The sequence below is a fragment of the Paenibacillus sinensis genome, assembly GCF_019904155.1.
GTDB classification, from domain to species: Bacteria; Bacillota; Bacilli; order Paenibacillales; family Paenibacillaceae; genus Paenibacillus_AQ; species Paenibacillus_AQ sinensis.
The window spans coordinates 213,020-230,579 of the sequence record NZ_JAHCMB010000121.1; the positions used below are offsets into that span (position 1 = coordinate 213,020).

General features: G+C 53.6%; 14 protein-coding genes. 12 read left to right on the forward strand and 2 right to left on the reverse strand.

From position 1 onward, the window contains the following. Positions 1–74: 74 nt before the first annotated feature. The 3 genes from KIH86_RS13525 (at position 75) to KIH86_RS13535 (ending at position 6,029) form a co-directional block, all read left to right on the forward strand. A complete protein-coding gene (locus tag KIH86_RS13525) occupies positions 75–2,180 on the forward strand; it encodes a family 16 glycoside hydrolase (RefSeq protein ID WP_223085531.1) in 2,106 nt (701 codons plus the stop codon). A 178-nt stretch (positions 2,181–2,358) separates the two neighbouring features. After that, positions 2,359–3,156, forward strand: a complete 798-nt coding sequence (locus KIH86_RS13530; protein ID WP_223085530.1) for a hypothetical protein — start codon at positions 2,359–2,361, stop codon at positions 3,154–3,156. A 344-nt stretch (positions 3,157–3,500) separates the two neighbouring features. Next, the gene (locus KIH86_RS13535) at positions 3,501–6,029 is read left to right on the forward strand and encodes a type II secretion system protein GspG (RefSeq protein ID WP_223085529.1); all 2,529 of its coding nucleotides are present in this window, start codon (positions 3,501–3,503) and stop codon (positions 6,027–6,029) included. Here KIH86_RS13535 and KIH86_RS13540 read toward each other — a convergent pair. Further along, complete coding sequence (locus tag KIH86_RS13540) at positions 5,978–6,241, reverse strand: hypothetical protein (protein WP_223085528.1); 264 nt, start codon at positions 6,239–6,241, stop codon at positions 5,978–5,980. The two genes, KIH86_RS13535 and KIH86_RS13540, sit on opposite strands and share 52 nt — an antisense overlap. 232 nt (positions 6,242–6,473) lie before the next feature. Here KIH86_RS13540 and KIH86_RS13545 point away from each other — a divergent pair, with 232 nt between their 5' ends. Then, complete coding sequence (locus KIH86_RS13545; protein WP_223085527.1) at positions 6,474–8,003, forward strand: nitrogenase component 1; 1,530 nt, start codon at positions 6,474–6,476, stop codon at positions 8,001–8,003. Positions 8,004–8,041: 38 nt separating this feature from the next. Then, positions 8,042–9,406, forward strand: coding sequence for a nitrogenase component 1 (locus KIH86_RS13550; RefSeq protein ID WP_223085526.1), 1,365 nt, complete (start codon positions 8,042–8,044; stop codon positions 9,404–9,406). Positions 9,407–9,412: 6 nt separating this feature from the next. Here KIH86_RS13550 and KIH86_RS13555 read toward each other — a convergent pair whose 3' ends face one another. Further along, the gene (locus KIH86_RS13555; RefSeq protein WP_223085525.1) at positions 9,413–9,715 is read right to left on the reverse strand and encodes a hypothetical protein; all 303 of its coding nucleotides are present in this window, start codon (positions 9,713–9,715) and stop codon (positions 9,413–9,415) included. A gap of 187 nt (positions 9,716–9,902) precedes the next feature. Between KIH86_RS13555 and KIH86_RS13560 the strand changes: the two genes are divergently transcribed. From KIH86_RS13560 to KIH86_RS13590, 7 genes are all read left to right on the forward strand, one after another. Continuing rightward, positions 9,903–11,834 carry a hypothetical protein gene (locus KIH86_RS13560; protein WP_223085524.1) on the forward strand — a complete coding sequence of 644 codons (1,932 nt, stop codon included), beginning with the start codon at positions 9,903–9,905 and terminating at the stop codon, positions 11,832–11,834. A gap of 93 nt (positions 11,835–11,927) precedes the next feature. Continuing rightward, positions 11,928–13,100 (forward strand): aminotransferase-like domain-containing protein, encoded by a 1,173-nt coding sequence (locus KIH86_RS13565; protein ID WP_223085523.1) that lies wholly within the window; start codon positions 11,928–11,930, stop codon positions 13,098–13,100. Positions 13,101–13,543: 443 nt separating this feature from the next. Beyond that, complete coding sequence (locus KIH86_RS13570) at positions 13,544–14,665, forward strand: hypothetical protein (RefSeq protein WP_223085522.1); 1,122 nt, start codon at positions 13,544–13,546, stop codon at positions 14,663–14,665. A 50-nt stretch (positions 14,666–14,715) separates the two neighbouring features. Beyond that, the gene (locus KIH86_RS13575) at positions 14,716–15,189 is read left to right on the forward strand and encodes a cupin domain-containing protein (RefSeq protein ID WP_223085521.1); all 474 of its coding nucleotides are present in this window, start codon (positions 14,716–14,718) and stop codon (positions 15,187–15,189) included. Beyond that, entirely contained in the window at positions 15,190–16,251 is a 1,062-nt protein-coding gene (locus tag KIH86_RS13580; RefSeq protein WP_223085520.1) for a phosphotransferase, read from the forward strand. A 14-nt stretch (positions 16,252–16,265) separates the two neighbouring features. Next, positions 16,266–16,496 carry a hypothetical protein gene (locus tag KIH86_RS13585; RefSeq protein ID WP_223085519.1) on the forward strand — a complete coding sequence of 77 codons (231 nt, stop codon included), beginning with the start codon at positions 16,266–16,268 and terminating at the stop codon, positions 16,494–16,496. An 8-nt stretch (positions 16,497–16,504) separates the two neighbouring features. Further along, positions 16,505–17,536: a 3-oxoacyl-ACP synthase III family protein gene (locus KIH86_RS13590; RefSeq protein ID WP_223085518.1), complete on the forward strand. Its 1,032-nt coding sequence runs from the start codon at positions 16,505–16,507 to the stop codon at positions 17,534–17,536. Positions 17,537–17,560: the final 24 nt, after the last annotated feature.

The window sequence follows — 17,560 nt, forward strand, 5'->3', positions numbered from 1 at the left end:
GCTATGCGGGTACCGGCATCTCACAGGACCAGCCTGCCCGTTCCTCAAGCGCGAGGCTAACAGGAGGAATAAAAATGAAAGCGTTTACTATTAAGGGGTTTATGCTGCTGCCGCTTATGTTTGCGCTGATTCTCGCTCCATTCGGCCAAATACCGGCAGGGCGGGCGGAGGCGGCTGGCACAACCTATTATGTGGATTCCGCCTCGGGCAGCGATGCGAACACCGGCACCGGCGCAGACAGTCCCTGGAATTCGCTGTCCAAGGTGAACTCCACCTTGTTCCAGCCCGGCGACCGCATTCTGCTTAAGTCGGGAGGGGTCTGGAACAACACCTATCTGGATCTGAAAGGCTCGGGCACGGCAGGGAATCCGATCGTGGTCGATCAATATGGAACGGGGCCCAAACCGCTAATCAACTTCGGCAATACAGCAGTGGGCGGCGAGGGGTTCGGCGTTCGGCTGAAGAACGTGTCGTACTGGGAAATCAACAACCTGGAAATTACAAGCGGACAGTACTCGACCGACATGCGCCGGAGCGGCATTCTGGTCGTCGGCGAAGGGACGGGAGCGGGAGATTTCAAGCATATTTATATAAAAGGAAATGACATTCACGACGTATTCGGCACGGACCGGAGAACCGGCGGCATCAACTTTCATGCGCGCGGCGCAAACACCGATCCCGAGAGCACCTGGGACGATGTGCTGATTGAAGACAACACGGTAATCAATGTGGCGGATACCGGCATCCAGGTGATGACGGACGCCTTCGCGAACAGCTCCTGGACTCATAAATTCAATGCTTTCACAAACTTGGTCATTCGCGGCAACTACGTGGAGAAGATACACCGGGACGGCATTCTCGTCCGGGCCAGCGTCTCGCCGCTTATCGAATACAATACGACGAACGAAATCGGCGTGAGCTGTGATATCAACACCTCCGTGGTGAATTACCTGGATTCGATCGGCTATGTCGCTGCGCAGTGGGCCTATTACACGAGCGGAGCCGTCTTCCAGCATAACGAGGCGTTCAACACCAAGGTTCTTCAGGGCGACGGCCAGGCCTGGGACTTCGACATCAGGGTGACGGACAGCATCTACCAATATAACTTCAGCCATCACAATGAAGGCGGAGCCCTGCTGGTCATGGACAGCACGAATAATAATACGTTCCGCTACAATATCAGCCAGAACGATTACGACGCCTTCGGCACCTTTCATTTGCGGCCGGGCGGAGGCAATCTGAATATTTACAACAATGTCATCTACCGCGACAACGGGGTGTCGTCAAGTCTTACCGGAACCAGTACGTCCGGGATGGCCTCCTACAGCAACAATATTTTCTACAATGCGTCTGGCGGGACCTATGCGAACGGCTCCTTCATGAAGTACAGAAACAATCTGTTCTACGGCGCCAATTCGAATGTGCCGAATGATCCCGGCAAGGTCGTAGCCGACCCGCTGTTCGAGAACGGCGGCGGCGCATCCGGCCTGGCATCCGCTTCGGCCTACAAGGTAGCCGAGAACTCGCCGGCCATTAACGCGGGCGCCGCAGTTGAAGGGAACGGCGGCGCCGACTTCTTCGGCAACCCGCTGTACAGCGGCTCGCCGGATATCGGCGTATATGAAGCGCCGGGAGGGGCCGGAAGCAACCCGAGCGGGTCGGCGGCGCTGTTCCAGGACGACTTCGAGGACGGCAATGCGAATGACTGGGCCGTAACTGGCGGAGCCTGGACCGTTGCATCCGAAGATTCGCTCGTCTTCGCCCAGAACGCCCTGTATGGCGAATCCATCGCGTCGGCCGGAAACACAACCTGGACCGACTACACGCTTGAGGCGGACGTGAAGATCAAGAAGCTGGGCGGCAACGGCGGTATTTTGTTCCGCTATCAGGATGCCAACAATTTCTATATGTTCCGGCTGAACGACACGGGCAGCACGGCCGATCTGTACAAGAAGACGGGAGGCCAGCTCCAGCTGCTTGCCAGCACGCCTGTCACAGTTGACCCCAATCAGGTATACAGATTGAAGGCCAAGGTTCAAGGGGCGTCCATCACCGGATCGGTGAACGGCACGGCGGTGCTGTCCTGGACCGGAAGCGGGACGGAGCTGGCATCCGGCAAGATCGGCCTGCGTGTTCACTCGGGCATGGCGTCGTTCGATAATGTGCGGGTGACGCAGTAGCAGCCGGACAGATGGCTTATTGATGCCGTATGGATGCCGAATAGACACCAAATAGATCCCAAAAAGATCCCAAATAGTCCCGAATTAATGCTGAGGGGCTGTTCCACGCCTGATTGCCGGAGCATCGTTATGCACTGCACGACAAGGCTGCAGCAGGCCCAAAAGGGAGGGATGAATCATGTGTGCGGAAGCTTCAACGACTGGCGGAAGCAAGCCGGTCCGCTCTGGCAGAAGCCGCAAATGCCTTCTTCGTCTGAAACGGAATAAGTATATAAAAGTTCTGATAACAACGATTATTATACTATTCATGATGTTGGCCTCATCTTGCTCGGCGTCCGGGCCTCCTGCGGATTGGTCAGTTCCGGGCCGCGCTGCCCCGGATCAGGCAGCCCTTGGCGGCGGCGCTGCCGTTATGCGGGCGGCCGGGATGTTCGCTCCCGTCGCCTGGGTGAACGGAGAACCGGTGACGTCCGGGGAGTTCAAGACCCGCATGCTGGAGCTGCGGGGAGAGGCTGTTGCCGAAGCGGCGGAGAAGGGGGCGAACCCGGGCGCCCGGAATTTCTGGGCCGCCGATATCGGCGGCCGGACGCCGCTTGATCTGCTGAAGGAGAAGACGCTGCATCTTCTGATACGGGTCAAGGTTCAGGAGCTTGCCGCCAGGAAGGCCGGCATTGTGCAGGACATCGGCTACGAGGCGTTCCTGTTGCGCCTTGACGCCGAGAACAGATTGCGGAGCAGCCGGCTCCGCAGCGGCGAGCCGATTTACGGCCCGCAGCAGTACAGCGAGCGGGTCTATTACCGGTATATGCTCGCCAATCTGGAGCTTGCCCTGCGTGAGCGGCTTGCCCGGGCGGAAGGGGAATCCTCCGGCAAGCTGCTGGACGAAGGGCGCTATGAAGCATGGCTGGAAGGAGAGGCGGCCGCAGCCGAGGTCCGGACCAATCCAGCACTGTACGGCGGGCTGTCGGCAGATTAACGGGCCTACCTGACGTGAGGATTGCGAGATTCCTGCCGGTCAACAGGCGGGAGTCTGGATGTGGACTAAGGCCGCTGGCGAAGGCATGGCATAAATGGCGCCAGCTCCGAATAAAAGTTCATCAGAATGAAAATTTTCAGAGTGCAAGTCTTCAAGCCGTTCTTCCTGCCTGCCGGGAAACGGCTTTTTTATATAAAGATGCTCCCGAAAGCCTGTACTCAATTAGTATAAATTTGAATTATAATGAGAGGATAAGGAAGATTCATCCAGATGCTTGCAGATCGATTCATGCAGATGAAAGTCGTTTGGCTGCCGTTTGACTAAGAATGGGAGGCTTGGAACGGATGGAACTGATCAACAGCAAAAGGCATCTTCTCACGGCAAATTATATAGAGAAGAGACTGACGGATGAGGAGAAGAAGAAGACGGACAGGTCTCCCGGAGGGGGAGTCCAGAAGGCGAACCTGCTGCGGGCGCTGGTGCTGACCGGGGAGGATGCTGCCCGCGTGTCGGAGCAAATCCGGCAGGAAGAGCCGGATTTGCAGCAAGAGCTGGAAGAATGCCTGAGAATCGTCAAGGGTCTGTCCTTTGAGCTCCACAAGTACTCCAATATCCGTCTGGCTTCCCAACTGGCCGATATCCCGTACAGCGCCTTGATGAGGTTCGCCGAAATTGCCCGTCCCCTGGAACGGGATGACTCCATGCGCATCATTGTCAATGCGTTCCGGAGGCAGAGAGACATCGCGCCGGTCGGCGAGCTGCATCTGGAGCGGCTTGAAATCTACCCGGCCGGAGAGGAACGCGGCGAGATGATCTTCACGGTGCCGCTTGCGCCATCAGAGTCGGTTACGATATCGCACAAGGAATGGTCTACGTCATCCCGGGAGTTCGATGAAATCGTTCAGGACTCGTTCGAGAGCTACAGCGAGCGGGGAGTGGCGGAGAAGACGGATTTCTCCATGTCCTCGGAAAATGAATCCCGCCACACGAATGCGCTGAACTTCGGCGCTTCCGCCTCCTACAGCCAGTTCGGAACGGTCAGCATCACGACCAGTCTCGGTCTCGCAATCTCGGATGAAGAACGGAAGTCCGTCAAGGAATCCATGAACCGGAACCGCGAAATTACGGAGAAGGCATCCGCCAGATCCCGCAAGGAACATAAAGTATCTATCAAGCTGGAGACCAAGCAAGGGGTGGAAGACAGCTCCTTTCGCACCATCACCAACCCGTACTTGGACAAAGCTCTGCGAATCGACTATTTCCGTCTAATGAGAAAATGGCGGACCGACTTGTTCCGCTACGGCGTTCGAATGACCTATGATATTACCGTTCCTACTCCGGGCGCCAGAATATTCGCGCGCTACAAGCAGATTGCCGAGCTGGATGCGGAGCTGCGCAAGCCCTTCGCGTTTCATTTGCAGCCGGCGAATTTGAATGCTATAAATTGGCAGTCCGAATCCACAAGCGTGAACGCCGCCATCGCCCCTCCTCCGGATCAGTTTATCGGCCCCGCCATGCTTCCAACCCAGGAAATCCCTTATATCACTTCAGGAGAAGCGGAGAAGACGCTGTACGGAAAGCTGGAATTTGATGTCCCTCCCGGCTATAAGCTGCACCAGGCTTTCTTTGAGGCCCAGGTAACGCCCTGGCCAGGCGCCAAGAACGGCGTCGCCTTTCACGTCCTGAATGGACAGAACACTTTTCAATATCTTCCCGGCAATAAACAAAGCGTCATCACCAGCCCGCTTGCCAGACTGCTCGGACAGTCGGGACATCTGACGGTCTCCTACATGTACCTCGGGATCAGCGTTGCGTCCATCATCCTGACGGTAACGTTTGAAAGAACGGACGCCCATTTCGCCAATTGGCAGCTGGCCTCATGGAACGCCATTCGTACGGCGGCGGAAGCCCGTTATCAGGAGAGACAGGCGTATATTCAAGCAGAGCGCGACCGACTGTGGATCGAACTATCCGGAAGAGACAATCTGTCTCTGCGCCGTCTGGAACGGGAGGAGTTCGTGCGGTGCATCATGCTGTGGCTTGTGGGTCCGGGCTTTCCCCTCTCCACATCGGCGGTCAATCATAGCCTGAATACCATCTTCGATAACGAGCTTCACTTCTGGAGAGAGGGCTCCGCTGATCTGTCGCCTACCATGAAAGGGGTCAGCGATGCTGCGTCGCTGGAGGCTCTGGCGTTCGGGGAGTTTGTCAAATTCATTCACCAGGCCGTCGAGTGGGAGAATCTGCTCTACTTCCTGTTCCCCTATTTCTGGGGCAGCGAGAAAATCGGGAGAGAGAAAATGCTCTTCGAGCATCCGGACCCGGAGCACCAGAACTTTCTTCGCGCGGGCTATGCGCGGGTTGTGCTGACGATCCGGCCCGGCTTCGAAGAGGATTTCATGAAGCTGGTGGAGACCGGCAAAATATCAGGCAGCTACAAATCCCCTTATGTCTCAATCGCGGACATGATCCAGAGCAAAGCGCTTACGAACTATTCCGGCATACCTCCCGCCAACCCCGAGAAGCATTCACGGCCCTTGCTGTATCCGGAGCAGCGAACAACCTGGGCGGTTATGGAAAAGGTGATCCAGGCGCTGGAGGAAGTCAAGAACGCCACCGGAAGCTATCCGGCGGATTTGTCCTCGCTTCCAGGCGCACCGTTCAAGGATGCCTGGGGTAATGAGCTGATCTATAAATGTCCGGGATCGGGCAACGACTATGATCTGATCTCCTATGGGGCCGACGGCAAGGAGGGCGGGGAGGGACTGGATGCCGATATTTCCGCCGGCGCCGGCGCCTCATTGATCGCCAGCTGGTTCGATTACACACCGACAAGCGGGATGGACATCGACATCAAGTCGATCCCGGTTTGATCTTGATCCGTGAGCTGTGCCGAATATGATGCTGCGGGCGGCGCGAACAGAAGCGGCTGGGCGTGATAGGACCGAAGCCCGTGGCTTCTGGTCCATCCGTCTGCAGCAGGTCTTACAACCGGCAGATCACTGCCGGTATATTTGACGTGCCGCCGATGTACAGCAGCAGCGGATTCTGCGCGGGTCTGAGGCGGGCGGTCCAACCCTGGCATTTTGACTGAATCCAACCACAGGATAAGCCCTGCTCTTAAGCGGACTCTGGTATTCGCAGGTACAGGGAGACGCGGCTGAGATAGAAGATATTGACAGAATATGACCGCAAATATATACTTTGGTCATTGCATATAATTCCTAGCTATTTAGTATGATATTTAACTACGTTTGCTGCAATGCTGCCATTACAGATCACCGGCGTTACAAGGGATAAGAGAGGGTGGATAGCGAATGGGCAAGATTAATTTGAAGATGACTGAAGTTCAGAATCGCGAGCGGCGGCTCGGCACCATCATTGCCTGGAACGGAACAGCATCGGATCTGCACACACAATCAGCCTATCAGCATAGAGGAAGCGGATGTAAGACCAAGCGCAATAAGGATGGATGCCGGCTGTGCGAAGCCAAAGGGCCGTTCACACAAGGCTCGGTGTGCAGCGAGCAGATGGTTGAATGCCAGGCAGGCAATGTCAGAGATGCGGTGCTGATCCAGCATTCACCGATCGGCTGCGGCGCGGGACAAGTTCCCTATAATTCGATCTACCGCAACGGACTGGCCATGAGAGGCCATAAAGTCGAGAATATCCGGATTATCAATACGAACCTGCAGGAGACGGATATGGTGTTCGGCGCGCTCGGCAAGCTCAAGCAATCCATCGACGATGCCTGGGAGAGATATTCGCCCAAAGCCATTTTCATAGGAACCTCTTGCCCTACCGGAATCATTGGCGAAGATATTGAGAGTGTTGCCAAGAAGAAACAAGAGGAGCTGGGGATTCCCGTCATTCCTCTGTTCTGTGAAGGATTCCGGTCGAAGCATTGGAGTACGGGCTTTGACGCGACCCAGCACGGCATTTTACGGCAGATTGTGAAAAAAAGCACGAAAAAGCAGGAGGATCTCGTCAACGTCATCAGCCTTTGGGGCTCGGATATTTTTACCCCGATGTTCAAAGAGCTGAATCTCAGAGTCAATTATGTGGTGGATATGGCCTCCGTCTCCGATCTGGAGCAATTGTCCGAAGCGGCGGCAACCGTAGGCTTCTGCTATACGCTCTCTTCGTATATGGCGGCGGCGCTGGAGCAGGAATTTGGCGTGCCCGAAGTCAAAGCTCCGATGCCCTACGGATTCGCCGGAACCGATGAATGGCTGCGCGAGCTCGGCAGAGTTACCCATCGGGAAGAGCTTGTCGAGCAGTACATTGCGAAGGAACACGCCAGAGTGAAGCCGAAGATCGCCGAGCTCAAGAAGAAGCTGCAAGGTTTAAAAGGATACGTCGCCACAGGCTCCGCCTACGCCCACGGACTGATCCAGGTGCTGAGAGAGCTGGATATCCAGGTTGACGGTTCGCTGGTGTTCCACCATGATCCCGTCTATGACAGCGGCGATTCGCGGGAGGATTCATTGGGGCATCTGATTGAGCATTACGGCGAGGTTCCGTCGTTCAATGTGAGCAACAGGCAGCAGTATCAATTCTACGGTCTGCTGCAGGAGGTCAAGCCCGATTTCATCCTGATCCGGCATAACGGCCTTGCGCCGTTGGCTTCCAAGCTCGGCATTCCCGCGGCTCCGCTGGGCGATGAGCATATCGCGATCGGCTATGATGGCATCGTTAATCTCGGTGAAGCCATTCTGGACATTCTTGCCCACAAGAAGTTTCATGACGATCTGAAAAAGCACGCCAAGCTCCCATACAAGAAGTGGTGGCTTGAGCAAAAAGACCCCTATATTCTCGCCAAACAACCGGAATTGATCGACGTATAAGTTCATGGCGCATAAGCTCTCATCGAAAGGAGATTACCATGGCTGTTACCAAAAATGAGCATGGGCAGACCAATTCAATCAATCAGGTGCGTTACGGCTGTGCCGTCGGAGCCCTGTACAGCGTCGTATCCATTCCGGGGGCTGTTCCCATCGGCCACTGCGGACCGGGCTGCATGGACAAGCAATACACGAGCCTGGCTTTTTACAACGGCTTCCAGGGCAGCGGGTATTCGGGAGGCTCGGTCTCGCCAAGCGTCAATGCCGGTGAGCGTGAAGTGGTGTTCGGCGGCGAGAAGCGTCTGGACGAATTAATCAAATCCACGCTTAAGATCATCGAGGGCGAGCTGTTTGTTGTGCTGAACGGCTGCATCGGAGAATTGGTCGGAGATGATGTCGGCGCGGTCGTCAGTAAATATCAGAAGCAGGGTGTCCCTATCGTATATGCCGAAACCGGCGGGTTCAAGGGCAATAACTTCGTCGGCCATGAGATTATAGCGTCAGCCATCATTGATCAATATGTGGATAAATATGCGATTGACAAGGATCATAAGGAAAAAGGGCTGATCAATGTGTGGTCGGAGCTGCCGTACCAAAATACATTCTGGCGCGGGGACTTGACCGAGCTGAAGCGGATTTTGGAGGGCGCCGGGTTCAAGGTCAACATTTTATTCGGCGGCAAATCGGGCGGAGTCGAGGAATGGAAGACAATACCCCATGCCCAGTTCAATCTGGTCGTCTCGCCATGGCTCGGACTGAAGACGGCCAAGCATCTGGAGCAAAAGTACAATCAGCCGTATTTGCACATCCCGGTGCTGCCGATCGGTGCGCAGCAGACTGCCGACTTTATTAGAGAGGTTGTTGGATACGCGGGCATTGATCCTGCAACGGCCGAATCTTTTATCGAGCAGGAAGAACAAGAGTACTATTATTATCTGGAGCATTTCAATGATTTCTACGCGGAATATTGGTGGGGGCTGCCGGCGACCTATGCCGTAGTCGGGGATAGCACGTACAATCTCGCCTTGAACAAGTTTCTCGTGAACCAGCTCGGCTTAATTCCCAAAAGACAAATCATCACTGACAATGCGCCGGAGAAATACCGGGAAGCTATCGCTCAGGAATATCAACAGCTCGCTCATGATGTCGCGACCACGGTCGATTTTGTGGAAGACGGCTATATCGTTGGCAAACTATTGAGAGAGACTGATTTCGGGCATAAGCCCCCGATTATTTTTGGGACCACATGGGAAAGAGACACGGCCAAAGCGCTGAAGGGCAACATCGTCGAGGTCGGATTTCCGGCATCCTATGAAGTCGTTCTGAACAAAAGCTATATCGGATACAGAGGCGCATTGCAGCTTCTTGAGAAAATATTCACTACCGCTATAAGCGCCAGCGCATAGCTCCCGTTATGTCGCCGGTGATGGAATCGGCCGGGCGAAGCTCGCAGCGAGCCGGCTCTCCCGAAGCCCGTGGCGCGACCGCTTCCCCCGCACACTGCGGCGTGTCCCAGCCTGTCCGGGCCTCCCGAGGCCCGCAGCGCATCCGGCCATGCATCCGGTTCTCACGGAAGCCCGCAGGCTGTCCGGTTCTTTCAACGCCTGAAGGCTCTTCGTTCCATAGTGCTTGCACAACAGCACATAAGTTGCCGCCGCTTCCTTCGGAGCCTTCCGGGGGAAGTCCGGTTCTTCACCATCATTACCGCGAACCATCCCCTCCCCAACAGTTCATCCTGACAGTAAAACATTTACATATTGAATGTGAGTACGATTTTAACGCATACTGCAATTAAAGCGCTATTGTCCTTCATTTTATGTTATTAGACGCACTTCAATTATGCTTTGGCTCGCCCCTAGGTTTGGATACATGCCATAGACCGACTAAGGAGGTGCCGGAAGATTGACAACAAACGTCTCTGAACTGCTCTTTAAAAGCGTGTGTTTCGCTCCGAGCGAATATTTCGGAAATTCTCCGGAATCGCGAGAGTTCGGCGAGAGAATCGCCGAGGTACCCATCATTATTGATTATTTGCTGGAGACGGGAGCGCTGTCGTCGGTTGACCCGGAGAAAGCCTTGGCAACTCTTGCTCAAACCTCGCTTGAAGACTGGTGGGACAAACGAAATAAAGAAGACTATGTGGGCATGTTGATAGGGCGCCATCCCCATCTGAAGAACAAGAGAGACAAACTGATGAAGGACAATTTCCAGTGGCCGGATATCTCGAGCTTCAAAAGGGACCGGAAAGAGTATTATGAGATCAAGCCGCACAGCAGCTCGGGGATTAGAGACGGCCGGGATAAAATGAAAAATCTGAAGAGCATGTACGGCCGCTATGGTCTCGGGTTCTATAACCCCGGCACGCTCTATCCCCGGAACGGGAAGAAGAAAATCAAATTGCTCAGCAAATTCCGGTTCAGCCTGAAATATCTTCTGGATCTTGAACTGGAAGCGGAGCTCGGGGTGGATATTTTCGAGATTTATCTGGAAGTGATCCGGAAGGAAGACGGAATTCTGCTCTACAAGTTCTGTGTGGAGTTTCGGTTGAAAAAGAAGAAGGAGCAGCTTGCCAAATACGCGGCGGCCCGCATCCTCACCCATTTTATCCGGACCACCACCGTTACTCTGGAACAGGAGCAGATCCGCCGAATTTTGACCGCTGCCGGGAACCTGGAGATCGTGGAGGTTGACGAGAAGCCCGTCCCCCGGCGCGAACCGATCTCTGCCATTACGAATGTGTTCGAGGTTCCCCCGCTCAAGCTGCGGTGGGAGACGGTTGCCGACGAACTGGGAGGCAGCAAGGATGGAATTCGGGGCGCCATGTACTCCCGGTTCATCGGGAAGCCTGGAGAGCGGTATTTCCTATGCGGCGACGCGGGCTATTATCAGCAGGTGCATGAGCTGCCGGCGAGGGCCAGGATGAGCAGAACAGCCGACTTGCTCCAGGTCCATTATAAAATGATGGGGCTCGGTCCGAGGAACATGGCCTATGTCACGCCGCTTCTGACGAATATATCCCTGGCGGAAATCCGGCAGATGAAGGAATGGGAAGCCATTTATCAAAAGCGCGAGAAGATCATGGACGGTATTGCCGTTGTGTGCGTGGCGGCAAGCCTCGTCGTGTTGACCGCCGCTTTGGTCGTTGTGTCGACCGGCACCGGAGCGGCAGCGCTGGCATACGGCGGCGGGTCCGCGGCTGCCGAAGGCACATCTGCCGCTGCGGGCGGCACCTTCGCGGCCGCTGAGGGAGCAGGAATCGCAGGTCCTGGTGTCGCTGCCGGGACCGGAGCGACAGGAACCGCAAGCGCCGCCGGAACCGCCGCCGGGACGGCCGGCAGCGCAGGAGGCACTGTCGTATCGCTCCCTATTGCCGAAGCGGTCAAAGACATAGGCATGGCCGCGTCTATCATGCTGTTTCTGTCTTCGTCCGATGCCAAAGCTGCCGCCGTGCCGGACGAGGTGCTTGCCGGAAAGGCGCAGGCGGTCCCGAGCCTGCCCGCTCACGTTGCCGCCGTCACGAATCAGGATGCGTGGATGCTCAGAGTGTGGACCGAGCAAGGGGTCAGAAAGGCGATTGAGGAAGCGGTCGCCGCAGGTGATACGGGGCTTATCTCGCTTTCCGCTGCGCCTGTCTACGAGCGCGCCTCCGAATCCAGCCCCGGTGACAGACTGGGCGCTCCTCCTGTCGGCCGCCTCTACCTCGTCAAGGTTAAGGATTCCATCGGCAAGCTGCCGCAGCTGTACGAGGAGTTTGATATATCCGGCTATGCCGCCGGCAAGCAGCGGTTTACCCGGACGCGGATGTTCGGCAGCTTCACGGTGGACAGCCCGTAACATTTGATTGTTTTAAGCGTACCGATCATGTTAAGGTGATTGTTAAATACGGTTAAAAATTTGGGTGTAGCTCAAACTTGGAGGCATTTAGAAATGGATTATGTATTTTCGAACCGCTTTGCGGCGCTTCAGCCATCCATCATTCGTGAAATTCTGAAAGCCAGCTCGGGGCAGAATGTCATCCCCTTCTCGGCGGGGAATCCGGCAGTTGAAACCTTTCCTGCCCAGGCCATCCGCTCTTTTACGCAGACGATTCTGGAGGAGAACCCCGTAGCCGCCCTGCAATATGGCATAACGGAAGGCTACGAGCCGCTTCGCCAGGTGTTAAGGAAACAGCTGCTGGAGAGCCATAATGCCGGACAGGAATCGGATGAAATGATCATCGTCTCCGGCGCCCAGCAGGGAATCGAGCTTGCGTGCAAGGTGCTGTGCAACGAAGGCGACACCATTATCTGCGAAAGCCCCAGCTTTATCGGCTCCCTGAACTCCTTCCGCTCGGCGGGAGCCAGACTGGTTGGTGTTCCGATGGAGCCTGATGGTCTGAATATTGAACAGCTGGAGCATGCGCTGAAGACGGAGAAGAACGTCAAGCTTCTGTATTTGATCCCAAGCTTCCAGAACCCGACGGGCATCACGACAAGCCTGGAGAAGCGGAAAGCCATTTACGCGCTGGCCCGGAAATACGGCGTGCTGATTCTGGAAGACAACCCTTACGGCGAGCTCAGATTCAAGGGAGAGGATATCCCTACGATCAAATCGCTGGATGAGGATGGGCTGGTTATTTATGTGGGTTCCTTCTCCAAAATTCTGTCCCCCGGGCTGCGCGTCGGCTTTGTTCTGGCGCCTTCGGAAGTCATTCAGAAGATGGTGGTGGCCAAGCAGGGGGAAGACGTACATACGGCGATGCTTCCACAGCTGCTGGCCTATAAATTCATGACGGAATACGACTATGAGGGACACATCGAGATGATCCGCGAGGTTTACCGGCGAAAGAGCGAACTGATGATTCACAGCCTGGAACAATACATGGATACGTCGATTACGTACACTCATCCGGATGGCGGACTGTTCCTGTGGTGCGATCTGCCTGCGGATAGACCGATGCTGGAGTACTGCAAGCAGGCCGCTGCCAAAGGCGTGGCGGTCGTTCCGGGCACAGCCTTTGTGATTGATACACAGGAACCATGCAATTCGTTCCGGCTGAATTACTCTACGCCTTCCGACGAGCAAATCGTAGAGGGCATCCGAATATTAGGCACCGTATAAGAAGCGGCCGCCTGTGCATTTGTTTGCAGAAGCCTTCGGCAGGAATGCCGGAGGCTTTTTTTATGTAGAATCCGATTTTTGTTTGCATGATTCGCATAATGATGCTAACGATTATTTGCACGATCCCTAAAGAGAAATCATGTTCATCATCCTTGATAAGGGAAAATGACTTGCCTGCTATTTGTATTCAGAGACTGCATTTGGAGCCATTCCATCAAGATTTGAGCGGTATTTTTAGTTCTTTCTTTACATAACGCTCCTTATATTTACATTAAATTAACAAAATGATAGAATATTATGCTAATNCAAATGAAATCACTTACAATGGTGTTTGGATACTAACAAATCAGTTATTAATTAATAACAATTATTTCAATTTATTTAATATAAGTTAGGATAATTGTTTTTTTGTTTTGATCTCAAACAGAATAGCAGGTGGAAGCATGGAACAGTTAATGATTTCGGCAGAAACGATTCAGGCAGAGAAGCTGGGGGATGATCTGGTTCGACTCATCGGCTTCGCATCCGAGAAGATCATGTCCATCGAGAGGGTGAACGACCGGCAGCTGTCGATTTGCCTTGAGGATGGGACTGATGCGGAGGAAGTGCTCTCCCAAATTGACCGGATGCTGAAGCATAGGCAATCCTCAAGCGAAGAAAAGGTGATCTTTCAAATCGGTTCATCCGAAGGCCGGCCATTTCATCGGGATATTCCGGAGACTCTGATGAAGAACTATAATGACGGGTTGATTGCTTTAAGGGGGGAAGCGATCGAGCTGCTGGAGTACCTCGACAAGCGGTTCAAACAAATCGCCCTGGAAATGTCGGCAATCGAAACCCAGTATCCAACTCTGCTGCCGCTTGGTGCAATGAGGCGGACAGGCTATCTGCGAACGTCTCCGCAATATTCGATGTTTGTCAGCCATCCCACGGAGAACGTGGATGATTTGATGGGATTAAGCAAAGAAGCGGAAGAAGGGCGGATCAAGAATGCCATCTCGGAGCCGCATCTCGTCCTTTCGCCTGCCGCTTGCTTTCACTGCTATATGGATCTGGAACACTCCCAGCTTGAGAAGCCGTCCATCTACACATTCCGGCAAAAGGTGTTCCGTCATGAAGGCAGAATGAATTGGGACTCCTTTGGCCGATTGCGCGACTATCATGTCCGGGAAATTGTGTTCTTCGGGGATGAACAATTTGTCAGGGAGCATCGCAGTCTCGCGCTTGAGAAGGTCAAGCAGCTGGCGGAGGAACTGAAGCTGATCGTTAGAGGAAGCGTGACCTGCGATCCTTTTGTCGTTCCGTCGATGCAGAAGTTCAAGAAAATTCAGCTGGAAGAGGAAAGCAAGATCGAGTTTCAATTGGCGTATGGCGCTGATCAATATTTGGCTGGGGCTTCGTTCAACTTACATGGAACCGCTTTCACCAATCCATTCGAAATAGCGGTCAAAGAAATCGACCAGCCGGTTACGGGATGCATCGGCTTTGGGCTGGAACGGTGGGTATTATGCTTCATGGCGCAGCATGGGACCGATCCCGGGCAGTGGAAGGAGATTCTTCATTGACTGGAGAGAGCCGGGTAGAGGCTGCTGCGGAACAACAAGGAGGCAGGGGAATGTCCAAGCAAATGGTCGTAACGAATAAGAGTCTATTGCCTTCCAAGCATAAAAATGTCTCTGCGGATTATGAATACCGCAAATACGAGGTGTCCGGATTCAGCGAACAAAATACATCCTGCATCGCTTTTTACGAAATTCCTCCCGGAAAGTCGGGGTATCCCTATCATTATCACGCTAAGAACGAGGAGATTTTCTATATCATCAGCGGGGAAGGAACTCTGAAGTCGCCTTCGGGCGAGCGGACTGTCGGACCGGGTGACATCATTGTATGTCCGCTATTGGAGGGCGGGGCGCATAAGCTCACGAACTCGTCGGCTACGGAATCGCTGGTCTATCTGGACATTGACATTCTCCATTTTCCGGAGCTGATCTATTACCCGGACTCCAACAAGGTCGGAGTGTTTGCAAGCGGCGAGATGAAGAAATTTTACAAGACAGATTCCGATGTGGACTATTATGAGGGCGAATAAATGATGCTGCGAAATGAAGAGGACATCAATCCCTCCTCCATGACGGAACTGCTGCGGTCCAAGGGATTGCTTGAGCCGGATAATATTGTTCAGGCGATATCGAAGGAGCTTCATTCCTGCGAAGGCTCGCAAGCGTTTACTCTCTATTTGGAGTATTTGCATCACCCCGTCCGCTCCCCGGCCTCGGTATTCATGAAATTGAACAAAGTGAGAGGAGGTGAGCACTATAAAAGGCTGACTCGAAATGAAATCGCATTTTATCAGTTGTCTGCCGGATACGGGCTGGATGGATTTGTCCCAAAGGCAATTGATAGCGGGTATGACCACGATTTCAGCTATTTGATTCTGGACGACTTGTCAGAGTCTTATACCGCCCAACCCGGTTACTCATCGAACGCCGAACTCTTCTATATGGCGGTTGAGCGGCTGGCGGAATTCCACTCATTATGCTGGAAGCTGAATTTGGCACATGCGGAATGCGAGAAGCACACGCCTTTCATGAGTGAGGTCGATCTTGAGCTTCTGACCGGGAATCATGACAGGATGATGCATATGCTGGAGCATGAATTAAGCCAAGATGCCAAGCGGCAGCTGAATGGAGCCTGCAACTGGATTAAAGAACATATTACAGAGATCAACTTGAACATTGAATCGAAAAAGCTGACCCTGATCCATGGTGATTTTCATCTCAATAACTGCCTTTTCTCAAAGACAAACCAGAGGAATGTTAAAATTGTGGACTGGCAGTGGTGGGATTTTGGTATCGGTACATATGATATCGCGCATATCTTGAATCTTTACCTGCCAATAGAGCTGAAACATAGCGAGCTTGATATTTTGCAAGCCTATTACAGAGCATTAACCCGAAGCGGCTTCGCGGACTACGATTGGGCTGAATGCCTGCTGGACTACCAGCTGTTCACTACACTTAATCTCTTCAAACCGGCTCTCTATGCGGTAAGCTGCAGACTCAGAAGGCAGAAGGAGTTTTGGGCTGCTTTTATTGCCAATATTCTGGCCTCTTATAAAATGATGTGTTCAAATACTACGAATCGAACTTAAAGGAGAGATTGGTCATGATTACGAAGGATACGTTCTCCAGCATGCTGATGGAGATTCTCGATGTTGAAGATACCGATCTGAACGTTACCGAGGACACGAAGCTGGAAGAGCTGGACTTCGACTCTGTTACAAAGCTGGGCGTTCTTGCGCTGCTGGACACCTATTCTGACAAAGCTGCGAAGGTTCAAGCGCTCCAATCCTGCAAGACAATCGGGGATATCATGAATTTGGTTGAATTTGAGTGAACGGCGGCATGAAGATAACGGCATTATCGGTTGCAGTTCCGAGGAATTGCAAGGATCTGTCCGAGATCGAAGAATTGTTCGGGAAGAAGACGGCCAGGAAGATCAGTACGATCACCGGGATCAGCGAAAGGCGGGTTTCCTCGGATATCCGGCCCCTTGAACTCATCCTGAGTGCTGCGGAGGCGGCCTTGGAGAAGGCCGGCGGCCCGCATGATGTTGATGCTGTTCTGGTCGTTACCCAAACGCCTGAATACAAATTTCCGGCTACCGCTTGTCTCGTTCAAGACCATTTAAACATACCGACACAATCCCTTGCGTTCGATATCAATCTGGGCTGCTCAGGCTATGCGTATGGATTGATTACCGCCTACTCGTATATTACCAGCGGAATGTTCAGGAAAATATTGTTAATTTCCGGTGAAATGACAAGCTCGACGGCATCCCCGAAGGATAGCTCCACCTATCCTCTATTTGGAGACGCTTACTCTGCAACGATCCTTGAAAGCTCGGAGACGGATGATGTCGTTGCCTGTGATTGGGGGACTGACGGGTCCGGCAAGGAGAATCTGATTACGTATGTTGGCGGATCGCGTTACCGCACTATGGACGAGTACCAGGAAGCGGATGGCTTCGCCCTGCACCAGGAAGCGCTGTATCCCGATTACTGCTACATGAATGGGGCCCAGGTATTTGAATTTTGTGTCAAGGTGGTCCCGCAAATGCTGGATAATCTGTTCCGCAAAATCTCATTGCCGCGCGATGCTGTGGACTTTTATTTTTTCCATCAGGCCAACTCGTTCATTCTGAAGCATCTGGGCAACAAATTGGGGATTGCGGAGGACAAGGTGCCCATGACCCTGTATAAATACGGGAATACCAGCAGTGCCTCCATACCTCTGACGATCTCCCAGACATTCGGGAGCGATCCATCCTCCGATAAGGTTCTGAGCGCGCTGCTGGGCTTCGGCGTCGGATACTCCTGGGCGGGACTGCTCATGTACATTCAGCCCGAGGCTGTGCTTCCCATCCTTGAAGTTTGATTGAAGAACAGGCATACGGATAAC

Coding starts and splice junctions, on each gene's coding strand:
- KIH86_RS13525 (WP_223085531.1), top strand. CDS start 75: ATGAAAGCGTTTACTATTAAGGGGTTTATGCTGCTGCCGCTTATGTTT.
- KIH86_RS13530 (WP_223085530.1), top strand. CDS start 2,359: ATGTGTGCGGAAGCTTCAACGACTGGCGGAAGCAAGCCGGTCCGCTCT.
- KIH86_RS13535 (WP_223085529.1), top strand. CDS start 3,501: ATGGAACTGATCAACAGCAAAAGGCATCTTCTCACGGCAAATTATATA.
- KIH86_RS13540 (WP_223085528.1), bottom strand. CDS start 6,241: ATGCCAGGGTTGGACCGCCCGCCTCAGACCCGCGCAGAATCCGCTGCT.
- KIH86_RS13545 (WP_223085527.1), top strand. CDS start 6,474: ATGGGCAAGATTAATTTGAAGATGACTGAAGTTCAGAATCGCGAGCGG.
- KIH86_RS13550 (WP_223085526.1), top strand. CDS start 8,042: ATGGCTGTTACCAAAAATGAGCATGGGCAGACCAATTCAATCAATCAG.
- KIH86_RS13555 (WP_223085525.1), bottom strand. CDS start 9,715: ATGGTTCGCGGTAATGATGGTGAAGAACCGGACTTCCCCCGGAAGGCT.
- KIH86_RS13565 (WP_223085523.1), top strand. CDS start 11,928: ATGGATTATGTATTTTCGAACCGCTTTGCGGCGCTTCAGCCATCCATC.
- KIH86_RS13570 (WP_223085522.1), top strand. CDS start 13,544: ATGGAACAGTTAATGATTTCGGCAGAAACGATTCAGGCAGAGAAGCTG.
- KIH86_RS13575 (WP_223085521.1), top strand. CDS start 14,716: ATGTCCAAGCAAATGGTCGTAACGAATAAGAGTCTATTGCCTTCCAAG.
- KIH86_RS13580 (WP_223085520.1), top strand. CDS start 15,190: ATGATGCTGCGAAATGAAGAGGACATCAATCCCTCCTCCATGACGGAA.
- KIH86_RS13585 (WP_223085519.1), top strand. CDS start 16,266: ATGATTACGAAGGATACGTTCTCCAGCATGCTGATGGAGATTCTCGAT.
- KIH86_RS13590 (WP_223085518.1), top strand. CDS start 16,505: ATGAAGATAACGGCATTATCGGTTGCAGTTCCGAGGAATTGCAAGGAT.